9 protein-coding genes are annotated in these 13,105 nt (G+C 71.3%); all 9 read right to left on the minus strand.

What is annotated here, in order from left to right:
- Positions 1 to 3 precede the first annotated feature (3 nt).
- The gene (locus ACFYYH_RS07050) at positions 4 to 3,150 is read right to left on the minus strand and encodes a tetratricopeptide repeat protein (RefSeq protein WP_388546959.1); all 3,147 of its coding nucleotides are present in this window, start codon (positions 3,148 to 3,150) and stop codon (positions 4 to 6) included.
- A 52-nt stretch (positions 3,151 to 3,202) separates the two neighbouring features.
- A complete protein-coding gene (locus ACFYYH_RS07055) occupies positions 3,203 to 4,534 on the minus strand; it encodes a hypothetical protein (protein WP_388546963.1) in 1,332 nt (443 codons plus the stop codon).
- A gap of 154 nt (positions 4,535 to 4,688) precedes the next feature.
- Positions 4,689 to 5,660, minus strand: a complete 972-nt coding sequence (locus ACFYYH_RS07060) for a glutamate ABC transporter substrate-binding protein (protein ID WP_388547271.1) — start codon at positions 5,658 to 5,660, stop codon at positions 4,689 to 4,691.
- A gap of 146 nt (positions 5,661 to 5,806) precedes the next feature.
- A complete protein-coding gene (locus ACFYYH_RS07065) occupies positions 5,807 to 7,213 on the minus strand; it encodes a hypothetical protein (RefSeq protein WP_388546966.1) in 1,407 nt (468 codons plus the stop codon).
- A 303-nt stretch (positions 7,214 to 7,516) separates the two neighbouring features.
- On the minus strand, positions 7,517 to 8,566 hold the full coding sequence (locus ACFYYH_RS07070) for an N-acetylglucosamine kinase (RefSeq protein ID WP_388546968.1): 1,050 nt from the start codon (positions 8,564 to 8,566) through the stop codon (positions 7,517 to 7,519).
- Positions 8,557 to 9,822 carry a 6-phospho-beta-glucosidase gene (locus ACFYYH_RS07075; protein ID WP_388546970.1) on the minus strand — a complete coding sequence of 422 codons (1,266 nt, stop codon included), beginning with the start codon at positions 9,820 to 9,822 and terminating at the stop codon, positions 8,557 to 8,559. The genes ACFYYH_RS07070 and ACFYYH_RS07075 overlap by 10 nt, the downstream gene beginning before the upstream one ends.
- A 5-nt stretch (positions 9,823 to 9,827) precedes the next feature.
- Positions 9,828 to 10,739 carry a carbohydrate ABC transporter permease gene (locus ACFYYH_RS07080; RefSeq protein ID WP_388546973.1) on the minus strand — a complete coding sequence of 304 codons (912 nt, stop codon included), beginning with the start codon at positions 10,737 to 10,739 and terminating at the stop codon, positions 9,828 to 9,830.
- A gap of 1 nt (position 10,740) precedes the next feature.
- Positions 10,741 to 11,682 (minus strand): carbohydrate ABC transporter permease, encoded by a 942-nt coding sequence (locus tag ACFYYH_RS07085; protein WP_388546975.1) that lies wholly within the window; start codon positions 11,680 to 11,682, stop codon positions 10,741 to 10,743.
- An 18-nt stretch (positions 11,683 to 11,700) separates the two neighbouring features.
- Positions 11,701 to 13,035 (minus strand): ABC transporter substrate-binding protein, encoded by a 1,335-nt coding sequence (locus ACFYYH_RS07090; RefSeq protein WP_388546978.1) that lies wholly within the window; start codon positions 13,033 to 13,035, stop codon positions 11,701 to 11,703.
- Positions 13,036 to 13,105: the final 70 nt, after the last annotated feature.

Here is a 13,105-nt window from a genome sequence, read left to right on the forward strand (position 1 = left end):
CAATCACACCCACGTCCGGGGGCGGAAACGGTTGGCCCGCTCCACCAGTTCGATCCTCTCCTCGCCCCGCTGAGCGAGCCGGGCGAGCACCCGGTACGAGCGTTCCAGCCCGAAACGCAGGCCGCGCTCGTCCAGTTCACTCCCGAGCAGTACGGCCCGCACGGGACGGGACCCGGGACTACCGGAGAGTACCCAGTCCAGCGCCGTGCCCAGTACCTCCGTCGCGAGCCGCTCGCGCCGTACCGCGTCCAGACCGAACTGCTGGAGCGCGGAGACCTGGTGGGCCGCCGCCGTCAGATCGTCGATCAGCGGCGGCTCCGCGCCGAAGCCGGACGCGTGCGTGTCCAGGGAGCGCTGCCGCAGTCTGGCCCGTACGGCCGCGACCCGCGCCGCCGTGTAGTGGATCGACGCCTCGGGCACGGACTCCAGGGTCCGTACGGCGCCGACCCGGTCACCGGCGGCGAGCTGGACCCGGGCCAGCCCGAACGCGGCGCTGACATGGCTCGGGTCGGTCGTCCAGACGAGGCGGTAGTACTCGGCGGCGTTGTCGAGCTGACCGAGCACCTCGGCGCAGACGCCCAGCGCCAGCTTCGGGGCCGGCTCACCGGGGAACGCGTCGTAGATCGCGTCGAAGGAGAGCGCCGCGATCTCGTGGTCGCCGGTCGAGAGCGAGGCGATTCCGCGGTACCAGACGACCCGCCAGTCGTCGGCCCGCCGTGCCTCCAGCGCGCTCAGCGCCTCGGCGGCGGTCTCCAGGTCGCCCATCTCCAGCCGGGCGCGCAGCTCACGCAGCCCGCGCTCGACGGAGTCGGCCGGGGCGGCGGCCAGCGCGGAGATCACCTCGGCGGGCGCCGAGGCCAGCAGACCCGCCAGGAACCCGGCGTTCGGATCGTTCGGATCGACTCTCGGTACGGGCAGGGCCAGCGCGGTCGCCGCGGCGTCGAGCGGCGCGAGCCGGGGGCCGCCCGTGGCGTGCGCGGCCGTGACCGTACCGAACGAGCCCTCGGCGCGTGGCGCGGGCACGCCGGGGGACACGGGCGCGGGACCGTACGCCCCGGCCGGACGGCCGGGACCGCCGGGCCGCGCCCCGGCGCCGGGGGAGGGGAGCGCGGGGTCGAGACCCGCCGCGCCCGGCACCCCGGGCCTGGCTCCCGGCGCGGGCAGCGCGCCGCCCGGCCCCGGCCCCGCGGCGCCCGCTGCGGCGCCGGGCAGGGCACCCGGTCCCGGACCACCGGCTGACGGCGGGCCACCGAATCCTGTGCCCGCGCCGCCGAATCCTGTCCCCGGGGCACCGAATCCTGTGCCCGCGCCGCCGAATCCCGTTACCGGGGCACCGGCACCCGGTCCCCGGCCGCCGTGGGGCGCGTGGCCCGCCTGGGCCGGGAGCGCCGCGGGGGCAGGGCCCGGCGGCAGACCGGGCGTGGTCAGGGCGAGGGCCTCGGCGCCCGGCGTGCCCGCCGCGAGCGCCCCCGCACGGCGGCCGGAGCGGCCACCGCGCCGCGCGGGCCGCGCACGGACACCGAGCCGCGAGACATCCTCCGTCAGCTCCGCGAACAACTCGGTGTCCGTGACCCGCAGCTCGGGACCGAACAGCGTCGAGAGCGCGGGACGCGGCCGGCCCGTCTGGAGCGCGACCACCTCCCGGAGCACACCCGTGAGCTGCTCGGCCATCTCCTGCGCCGAGGAGAACCGCCGCCCCGGGTCGGGGTCCGTCGCCCGCACCAGCAGCCGGTAGAACGACTCGTACGTCCGGAACACATCGATGTTGTCCGGGTCGGGCAGCGAGTCCACGAACACGTTCGTGTAGCCCTGGAAGTCGAACGTCAGCACCGCCAGGGTGCGGGCGACCGTGTACAGGTCCGAGGCCACCGACGGGCCGGCCTCGGCGACCTCGGGCGCCTGGTACCCGACCGTCCCGTAGATCGCCGACTCGTCGTCGTCCATCCTGCGGACCGCGCCCATGTCGATGAGCTTGAGCTGATCCTCGGTCTGTATCGCGTTGTCGACCTTGAAGTCGCAGTACAGCAGGTTTCTGCTGTGGAGATGGCCGAGCGCCTCCAGCGCCTCGATGCCGTACGCGCACGCCTGCTCCACCGGCAGCGGATCGCGTCTGCCGCCCGCCGTGCGCCGGTCGTTGGCGATCTCCTTGAGCGACTTGCCGCCGACGTACTCCATGACGATATAGCCGTCCATGGAGCCGGTCCGCTGGTCGAGATGCTCCACGAAGTTGTAGATACGGACGATGTTGGAGTGCTCGATCTCGGCGAGGAAGCGGCGCTCGGAGATCGCCGCCTCCATCGCGTCCTGGTCGCCCGTGTCGAGCAGGCCCTTGAGGACCACCCAGCGGTCCGAGACCGCCCGGTCGATCGCGAGATAGACCCAGCCCAGGCCGCCGTGGGCCAGACAGCCCACGACCTCGTACTGCCCGTGCACGACATTGCCCGGATACAGCTTCGGTACGAACGAGTAGGGGTGGCCGCACTTGGTGCAGAAGCCCTCCGTCCGCCCCGGGCGGTCGCCGCGCGCGCGGCCCACCGGCGCGCCGCAGTCGGAGCGCGAGCAGTACCTCTTGCGCTCGGGCACCTCCGGGTTCTCCATCACCGCCGACCGCGGGTCGGGGCGCGGCACGTCCGGTACGGAGACCAGGCCCGCGCCCAGCCGGTTGCGCCCCGACGCGGCCGTGGCCGTGCCCGAACTGCGCACCGACACCGAACGGGACGACAGCCGCCCCGAGAGCGCGCGCGACAGCCGGCCCGAGACGGAGCGCCGGGAGGTCGAGGAGCGCGACGAGGAACGGGCGGAGGCCCGGGACGAGGCCCCGGAGGAGCGCGAGGAGGAACGGGAGGCACCGCCGCTCCCCGAACCACCGCTCCCCGCACCACCGCTCCCCGAACCGCCGCTCCCCGCACCACCGTTCCCCGGACCGCCGTTCCCTGAGTCTCCGCGCCCCGAACCGCCGTTCCCCGGACGGCTGCCGCCGTTCCCGCCGCTTCTCCCGCCGCCCGCGATGCTCGTGGGGGGCGAGGAGAGCGAGCCGTTGGGCGAGATCACAGGGGCCAGCCCGCAGGTGTCGCAGTACAGCTCGCCGCCGCCCATGTCTTCGTACGAGCCCTCGCAGCCTGGGCGCTGGCACGCGTTCGTCCCGCTCATCGGTCCCCCCGTTCCCCTTCTGTTCCCGTCCTCACCCGGTCCGTTCCCGTCCTCACCCGGTGCCCCCGGCGTCCGCGGGTCCCGGCCCGCGCGGGACCAGCAGGTCCGCCGCCGCCCGCTGATAGCGCAGCACCGCCTCTTCGGCGACGCGCAGATCGCAGGGCGCGCTCCACAGCATCCGGCGCGCCGCGTCGTACCGCTCCATCAGCTCCGGGTCCTCGGCCAGCCCGTGCCGGGCGACCTTCGCCTTGTACGCGTCGAGACGGCCCCGCAGCTCCGCGCGGACCGCCAGCGGCGCCGTGACCGCCGTCAGGGACTCACGGGCCCGCAGCAGTTCGTCCTCGGCCTCGCGCTCCAGCGACTCCAGGAGCGGAGAGAGCCGGTGCCACTGGGCGTGCCGACGGTACTCGGCGGCGGTCGACAGCCGCTCCTGGAGCGCGGTCGGCGGACCGCTGACGGCGGGCACCTCGGACGCCGCGATCTTCGCCAGCACCTCACCACGCGCCGACCTGGCCTCGGTGAGCGTGCGGTCCGCGCGCGACAGCATGTCGCGCAGCCGCATCAGCCGCTCCTCCGAGTCCTGGCGCACCGCGAGGACGGCCTCGATCTCCCGGCGTACGTCCTCCAGCGCGCGGGCGGCCCTGTCGTACCGCTCGGTGTCGGGACGGCCGCCGCCCGGCGCCGAACTGCCGGGCGCGGGGCGCCAGAAGGCCAGCGGATCGGAGACCACCTGGGCGCGCAGGGTGCTCAGCTCATGGGTGATCGACTCCAGGTCGTCCCCGGCCGGGTGTTCACCGGGCCGTACGCCGACGGAGTGCGCCAGCGAGCGGGTGCGCTGCAACTCCGCCGAGAGCAGATCGATGCGGGCGGGCAGCGCGGACCACACCGCGTCCGCGGCCACGACCATGTCGAGCGAGCTCGCGTACAACTCGTTCATCCGGGTGACCAGCTCGGCGAGTGTGAACTGCTCGGAGAGCCTGGCGGGCCCGGTCAGGGAGGTGAGCCGGTGTGCGGGGGTGCCCGCCACGGTGACCCCGCGCCCGCGCAGCGTCTCCGTCAGCTCCACCAGATCGTCGCGGCTGAGCCAGCGCCGCCTGGCCCGGGTCTCCCGGGCGCCGGCCAGCGCCGCGGTGTAGCTGTCGAAGTACGTCCACAGCAGGGTGATCGACTGTTCCGCGGTGGCCCAGCGGTCCTTGGTGACCCCGGTCAGCTCCGCGCCTTCGAGCAGTCTGCGGCCCGCGTGGTCCTGGAGGGCGAGCAGTGAGGTCTCGATCGCCTCGTGCTCCGCTTCGAGGCGCGCCAGCGCACGGTCCACCTCGTCCCGGTCCAGCACCGGTCCCGGTGGCCTCCCCGTCGAGTCGGGAAAGGAGCCCGTGCCGCTCATCGATCACCTCTCCGCTCTCGCACCGGCTGTGACGAGCCGTTCCGTTCCTGACCGGCCGCGCCCGCCCCTGACCGACGGTGCTGCCCCTGGCCTTTTCGTACCGTCCCCGGCCGGCCGTTCTGTTCTGTTCCGCTTCCCGGCCGGCCGGGCCGTTCTAGCCGTTCTTGTACGTGGGGGCGGGCGGCGCGGTGATTCCGGGCAGACCCGCCTCCAGCCACTTCTTGTACGACGTCATCCAGGGGCTGTTGTCCCCTCCGGCGCGATACCCCACCAGCACCTGGTTCACCCGGCGTACCAGATCTTCGTTGCCCAGCTTCGCCGCGACGCCGTAGTACTCGGTGGTGAACGGCTCGCCCCGCAGCTCGACCGCCGGGTCCTGGGCCGCCTGTCCCGCCGCGAGCGCGTTGTCCGTCACCACCGCGTCGACCTCGCCCAACTGGAGCCTGACCAGGCAGTCGAGCTGGTTGGGCACCGTCAGCCGGTCCTCGTCGGACGGCTGTTCGTCGTGCTCGTCCTGGAACACCGCGCCGAACGACTTCTCCTTCAGCGCCTCGTACGCCGTCGAGCCCTCCGCCGTGCAGACCCGCTTTCCGGCGAGCGACGCGTTGTACCCCGTCACCGACGAGTCCCTGGGGGCGAGCACCTGCTGCCCGGCCTGGAAGTAGGCGGTGGAGAAGGCGACCTGCTGTATGCGGGCGCAGTTGATCGTCATCGTCCTGACGACCAGGTCCACCGTGCCGTTCTCCAGTGCCCCGATCCGCTGGTTGGTCGGTATGGCGCGGAAGACGATGGCGTTCGGATCACCGAGTATGTTCTCGGCGATGGCACGGGCGAGATCGATGTCGAAGCCTTCGAGATCGCCGGTCGCCGGATCGCGGTAACCCCAGCGGTAGCTGTTCTGGTCGACGCCGACGATCAGCTTTCTGTTCTCCCGGGCCTTGATCTTCTGGATGGTGGGGCCGTCGGCGGCGGAGGGCGGGAGGCTGGCCTCCGGCTTCTCGCACTCGTCGGCCTTGGCCGGTACGGCCGTGGCGATCCGGTGGGGGGACCTCTCCGCGTCCTCCTCGACCGAATGGGACAGCGGGAGCAGGGTGAGCGAGGCCGTCAGCACACAGGCGCCGGCCATCGCCGAGACACCGCCCCAGCCACGGAGCCCGCCGAACGGCCGGCGCCCGCCGAACGGCCGGCGCCCGCCGAACGGCCGGCGCCCGCCGAACGGCCGGCGCCCGCGGGGCGGGCGGAGCCCGTCCATGGAATCCATCTCTCCCCCTCTCACCGGTACTCCGAAAGCCTGCGGCCTACGCCGAGGACCGCGCCCACCGCGGCCACCAGGGCCAGTACGCCCGCGCCGACCGCCAGCCCGGTCAGCGCGTCCCGTCCGTCCGAGGCGGACCGGGTGAACTCCACCTGCTCCTGTGCCACTGCCCGTCCCAGCGCCGCGTCCACCTGGTCGAACGACTCGCCCGTGGATTCCTTGTCGCCGATGACCCGGGCGAGCGCGGCCTCGTACTCGCCGGCCTTGTCGGTGGCGCTCGCCGACGCGTGGCGCTCGCGCCACTGGGCGACCGAGGAGATGGCCTCGTCCACCGGCCGGCCGCCCGCGCCGTCGTCCGCGAGCTTCCTGGCCTCGCCGAGCGCGGTGCTCAGCCTGTCCATGCCCGTGTTGTAGTCCGTCTCGTACTTGTCGTTCTTGCCGTCCGGGGTGAGGACGGCGCCCCGGGCGACCAGGGTGAGGTTCTCGTTCGCACGGGCCTTGAGGGAGTTGATCCGGGCCTCGTTGAGGACCTTCAGCGACTTCTGGCCGTGTTCCTGGGCGTTGTTCAGCTCGGTCCTTGCGACGGTCTGGCCGACGGCGAGCCAGAGCAGCAGCACGGTGGCCGCGGCCGTGGCGATGAGCAGGCCCCGGTCGAACACCCGGTTCGTCAGTAGGTAGTTGCGCCGCTGGGCCCAGAAGAGCGCGCCGAACGCCAGCACGCCCAGCACCAGCGAGACGAAGGGCCACAGCCGCGCGTCGTCGTTGTCCCGGGCGAGCCGGTCCGTCTCCGCCGCGTACAGCCTCTCGGCCGCGGGCAGCAGCTCGTTGGTCATCTGCTGGTTGGCGTACCGCAGATAGGCGCCGCCGAGCGGAAGCCCCTGGCGGTTGTTGGCGCGGGCCCGCTCGATCAGCCCGGTGTAGCGCGGCAGTCCCTCGTTGAGTGTGGCTATCTGGCGGCCGGACTCGCTGGCGCTGTCCGTGTGGGTGGCCGCCTTGATCAGCAGCCTGGACGCCGTCTCGATGTCCTTCCGGTACCGCTGCTGGACCGCCAGGGGCTCCTGAGCGCCCGCCAGGAAGCCGCCGGCCGCGGCCGTGTCGGCGTCGGCCAGCGAGCGGTAGATGTTCGCCGCGTCGGCGCTGAGGGGCTGGCTGCGGCTCGCCACGTCGTCGGCGGAGGAGAACCGGTCGGACGCCTCCCACGCGGTGACCGCGCCGAACGCCACGACCAGCAGTGCCAGGGCGGCGCCGATGATTCTCAGCCGGCCCGGCTCGGTCGTCGCCGCCGTGCGCAGCCGCTCCGTGGTCTCGGCCCACGCGCCGCGCCGCGGGGGCGGTGCCGACGGGGCGGCCCCGTCCGGCGGCGCGATGGGCGCATGCGTCGGAGCCGATGGTGGCGCGGTGCGCACATTCGGCGGATATGTCACGTGACCTCCCCCTCGGTCATCTGACGACGACGACCCGCCCCCGGCGGGCCGGGGGACAACTACGGCCGCCAGTATGGACGCAGGGGCCGACCACCACACCAGGGTTGACTGGATCTTGTACGTATCGCTCACGTACGTATCGATTCCGTCGCTCCCGCCGCGGCCGTCCGGCCCCGTCACCCTGCCCTGTCCGATCCCCCCACCCTGAATACGCCGCGGGCCCCTGATCGGTTCCCGTCCAGGGGCTGTTGCCACACGATCGGCCCAGCGCCCGCCGGGGGGAAGGGTGTTACCGGACAGGTGTTACCGCGGCGTCCTGGGACCCCCCTGACGGGTGTAGTACGCGCCGAGCCGGGCATGGGTCTGCGCGTCCGCTCCCAGATGGTCCAGACCCAGCAGGGCCGCCCCCAGCACCGGTGGCGCCGTGACGACCTCGACGACCGCCTTCGGCGCCCTGGCCGCCAGCAGCTCGGCTATCCGGGTGTCGAGCTGGGGATGACGGGCCGCCAGCACACTGCCGCCCAGCAGCACCGGCACCTCCTCGTCCAGCAGATCGAGCTTGCCGAGCGCGACCGTCGACAGCGCGACGACCTCCTCGGCCAGCCGGTCCACGATCGACCGGGCCACCGGGTCGCCCGCCGCGCCCGTCGCGAACAGCACCGGTGTCAGCTCATGCCTGCGCTCGAACGGCAGACGCCCCAGGTGCAGCGCCTCGATCAGCTCGTACATCGAGCCCAGACCGAAGTGGCCCGGCAGGGTCCGCACCAGCTCCGTGGGCTCGCCCCGGCCGTCCTCCGCGCGCGCCGCGAACCAGAGCGCCTCCTCGGAGAGGCCCGAACCGCCGCCCCAGTCACCGGAGATCCGCCCGATCGCGGGGAACCGAGCCGTGCGGCCGTCCGGCAGCATTCCGACACAGTTGATGCCCGCGCCGCAGACGACGGCCACGCCCCGGGGCGCCGCGCCGCTCGGCAGCCCGGCCCGCAGGATCGCGAAGGTGTCGTTGCGCACGTCGGTGGTACGGCCCCAGCCGCGCGCCTGCACGGCCTCGGCCAGCTCCCGCTCCTCGACCGGGAGATCGGCGTTGGCCAGACAGGCGGACACATGCTCGGCGAAGCCGTGCTCCGGCAGTCCGGCGGCCGAGGCCGCCCCGGCGACCGCCTCCGCCAGGATGTCGATGGCCGCCTCGATCCCGACGACCGGCGGCTGGAAGCCGCCACCGCGGGCCGTGCCGAGCACCGAACCGTCGGCGCCGATCACGGCCACATCGGTCTTGCTGTTGCCGGCGTCGACGGCCAGGACACTCGCGCGCCCCGCCGCCGTACCGGCCGTGCTCCCCGCCCCGCTCACACCCACGCGAGATGCTCCCGGTTGTGCGCGATCAGCTTGTCGGTGAGCGCCTCGGCGTACTCGAACTGGCCGATCAGGGGGTGGGACAGCAGTGCCTTGAAGACCCGGTCCCTGCCGCCGTGCAGCGCGGCCTCCAGCGCCAGGTCCTCGTACGCCGTGACCTGGGCGATCAGACCGGCGTACAGCGGGTCCAGCTCCGGCACCGCGAGCGGCACCGCGCCCTCCGTACCCACCCGGGCCTGGACCTCGATCACCGCGTCGTCCGCGAGGAACGGCAGCGTGCCGTTGTTGTACGTGTTCACCACCTGGACCGGGCTGCCGCCGCCGCGCAGCAGCGAGGCCGCCAGATCCACCGCGGCCTCCGAGTAGAAGGCGCCGCCGCGCTTGGAGAGCAGCTCCGGCTTCTCGTCCAGCGCCGGGTCGCCGTACATCTCCAGGAGCCGCTTCTCCATCTCGGCCACCTCGGCGGCCCGTGACGGCTTCGTGCCCAGTTCCCTCACGACCTCGTCGTGCGCGTAGAAGTAGCGCAGATAGTACGAGGGCACCACGCCGAGGCGGTCGAGCAGCTCGCGCGGCAGCCGCAGATCGGCCGCGAGCGCGTCGCCGTGCTCGGCCAGCAGCCTGGGCAGCAGATCGGCGCCGTCGGGGCCGCCGAGGCGCACTCCGCGCTCCCAGCTCAGATGGTTGAGCCCGACATGATCCAGATACACCTCGGCGGGCGCGACATCGAGCAGCTTCGCGAATCTGCGCTGGAAGCCGATCGCCACATTGCACAGCCCCACGGCCTTGTGGCCGGCCTGGAGCAGCGCGCGCGTGACGATCCCCACCGGGTTGGTGAAGTCGATGATCCAGGCGTCGGGGTTGGCGCGGCGGACCCGCTCCGCGATGTCCAGGACCACGGGGACCGTGCGCAGCGCCTTGGCGAGACCGCCGGCGCCCGTCGTCTCCTGTCCCACGCAGCCGCACTCCAGCGGCCAGGTCTCGTCCTGGTTCCTGGCGGCCTGTCCGCCGACGCGCAACTGGAGCAGGACCGCGTCGGCGCCGACGACCCCCGCGTCCACGTCCGCGGTGGTGGTGATGAGGCCCGGGTGGCCCTGCTTGGCGAAGATCCGCCGGGCGAGCCCCCCGACCAGTTCGAGCCGGTCGGCCGCGGGGTCGATCAGCACCAGCTCCTCGATGGGCAGGGTGTCTCTCAACCGGGCGAACCCGTCGATGAGTTCGGGTGTGTAGGTGGATCCCCCGCCTACCACTGCGAGCTTCACTTGTCTCAGCCCTTCACTCCGGTCAGTGTGACTCCTTCGACGAACGCCTTCTGGGCGAAGAAGAACACGAGGATCACAGGGGCCATGACCAGTACGGTCGCGGCCATGGTCAGATTCCAGTCGGTGTGGTGCGCGCCCTTGAACGATTCGAGGCCATAACTGAGCGTCCAGGCAGCCGGGTTCTCCGAGGCGTAGATCTGCGGTCCGAAGTAGTCGTTCCACGCGTAGAAGAACTGGAAGAGCGCGACGGCCGCGATCCCCGGTCTCGCCATCGGGAGTACCACCCTGATCAGGGTACGGAACTCCCCGCAGCCGTCGACCTTCGCGGCGTCCAGGTACTCGTTGGGGATCGTCAGCAGGAACTGCCGCAGCAGGAAGATGGAGAACGCGTCACCGAACGCCATCGGGATGATCAGCGGCCAGAGCGAGCCCGACAGATCGAGCTGCTTCGCCCAGAACAGATACATCGGGATGATGATCACCTGGGGCGGCAGCATCATCATCGAGATGACGAGCATGAGCGAGAGCTGTCTGCCGCGGAAGCGGAACTTGGCGAGCGCGTACGCCACCGGGATCGAGGAGAGCACGGAGAGCACGGTGCCGAGCCCCGCGTACAGCAGGGTGTTCTTCCACCAGGTCAGAAAGCCCGGGGTGTCGAAGACCTTGGCGTAGTTGCCCCACTCCCAGGTGTTGGGGGTGAGATCGCGGGTGAGCGCCTGATGGTCGCTCATCACCGAGGTCAGGAAGAGGAAGACGAACGGCAGGACGAAGAACAGCGCCGCCGCCACCCCCAGGGAGTGAACACCGATCCAGTGCAGCAGGGCCCTGCGGCGCGCGGTCCGCGCGGCGGGCGTGTCGTCCCGTACGGGGGCGCGCCGGGTGCCGGACCGGTCGGTGGGGTCGAGTACGGAGGTCATCTCAGTCACCCGCTCCGATCAGTCCGCCGCGCCGCCGCATCAGCAGCGCGGTGAAGGCCATGGCCAGGACGAACAGGACCAGCGCGACCACACAGGCGGCACCGTAGTCGAAGCGCTGGAACCCCAGGTTGTAGACGAGCTGGGGCAGGGTCAGCGTGGACTTGTCCGGGTATCCGGGCTCGAACTGCTGGCCGGAGCCACCGATGATGCCGGAGGCGACCTTGCCCGCGACCAGGGGCTGCGCGTAGTACTGCATCGCCGAGATCACCCCGGTGACCACCGCGAACATCACGATGGGCGAGATGTTCGGCAGGGTCACGAACCGGAACCGCTGCCAGGCCGACGCGCCGTCCAGCTCCGCCGCCTCGTACTGCTCCTTCGGTACGTCGAGCAGCGCGGCCATGAAGATCACCATCAGATCGCCGATGCCCCAGACGGCCAGCAGGGTGAGGGCCGGCTTGGACCAGGCGGGGTCGTTGAACCAGCCGGGGGTGGGCAGGCCCAGCTCCCCGAGGATGGTGTTGACCGGCCCCGTCCCCGGGTTGAGCAGAAAGACGAAGGCGAGGGTCGCGGCGACCGGCGGCGCCAGATAGGGCAGATAGAAGAGGGTGCGGAAGATTCCCGTGCCCGTCTTGATCTTGGTGATCAGCAGGCCGATGCCCAGTCCGAAGACCACCCGGCAGGCCACCATGATCACCACGAGCCAGAGGGTGTTGCGCAGCGACGGCCAGAACATCGGGTAGTCGGAGAAGACATACGACCAGTTCCCGAGACCGTTCCAGACGGGCGTGTTGAAGCCGTCGTACTTCATGAAGGAGAAGTACACGGTCGAGATCAGCGGATACGCGAAGAAGACGGTGAAGCCGATCAACCAGGGCGACATGAACGCCGCCGTCCGAAGCGCCGACCTGCGACGCTTCGAACGGAGGGTGTGCGTGGACATGGGTGGCGTCCCGGCCCGCTACTTGGCCTGCTCGATGTCACGGTCGATCTGCTGGGCGGTCTTCTCCAGACCCGCCTTGAGATCCTTCACCTTCCCCTGCTCGTACTGGTACCCGAAGTCCTGGAGCGTCTGCTGGTACGTCGCGCCGTTGATGGCGGCCGGCGGCGTGTTGGACTTCGGGTGCTGCGCGATGTCGAGGAAGGTCTTGAAGCGCGGGTCGAACTTCAGCCCGGGGGACTTGAGCGCGTCCAGCGTCGACGGCACATTGCGGATGCCGTTGGCGAACTGGACGACCGCCTGGGTGTCGGTGGTCATGTACTTCACCAGCTCCCACGCCGCGTTCTGCTTCGTGCTCTGCGGGGCGATGCCCATGATCGTGCCGGAGAGGAAGCCCTTGCCGTAGCTGTCCGCCTCGTCGTCCGCCACCGGCATCGGCGCCACGCCGATCTCGAACGGGACCTTCGCGTCCTCGGCCATGCCGAGCCGCCACTCGCCGTCGAGCTGCATGGCGACCTGGCCGGTGTGGAAGGGGTGCTTGGCGCCCCACTCGTCACCGAAGGTGCTGCGGAACTTCTCCAGCTTCTCGTAGCCGCCGAGGTCGTCCACCAGCTTCTTCTGGAAGGTGAACATCTCCGCGAAGGCCGGGTCCTTGGCGATGTTGGACTTGCCGTCCGCGTCGAAGTACGCGTGGTCCCAGCTCGACATGTAGTGGTCGACGACCGTCTCGTAGCCGTGGTAGGTCGGCATCAGACCGACCTGCTCATAGCTGTCGCCCTTGGAGACGGTGAGCTTCTTGGCGTCCTCCGCCAGCTCCGACATGGTCTTCGGCGGCGCGGTGATACCGGCCTTCGCGAAGGCGTCCTTGTTGTAGTACAGCCCGTACGCGTCGCTGAGCAGCGGCAGGGCGCAGCGCTTGCCCTCGAACTGGGTGTACTCCAGCAGCACCTTCGGGAAGGTCTTCTCCAGATCGACCCCGGACTTCTCGATGAACGGGGTCAGATCGGCGAAGGCGCCCGAGGAGCAGAACTTGCCGACGTTCGAGGTGGTGAAGGAGGACACCACGTCGGGCCCCTGGGAACCGCCCGCGCGCAGCGCCTGGTTCAGCTTGTCGTCGTTGATGTTGCCGACGACCTTCACCGTGATGTTCGGGTGGGCCTTCTCGAACCGGTCGATGTTGTCCTGGATCGCCTTGACCTCGGCCGGCGCGCTCCAGCCGTGCCAGAACGTGATGGTGGTCCTGGCGTTGGGGTCGTCGGACGCGGCGGAGCCCGACTGGCCGGTACAGGAGGTGGCGAGGACGGATATCGCGGCCACCGCCACTGCGGAGGCGGCGAAACGGCGGTTTCTGAGCATGGCGGTACTCCCGGGGGGATGGGTCGGGGTTCGGGACAGGGGTGTGTGGGGAGTGTGGCGGTGTCCGTTC

Source organism: Streptomyces sp. NPDC002018 (assembly GCF_042890865.1).
In the GTDB taxonomy this organism is placed as follows: domain Bacteria; phylum Actinomycetota; class Actinomycetes; order Streptomycetales; family Streptomycetaceae; genus Streptomyces.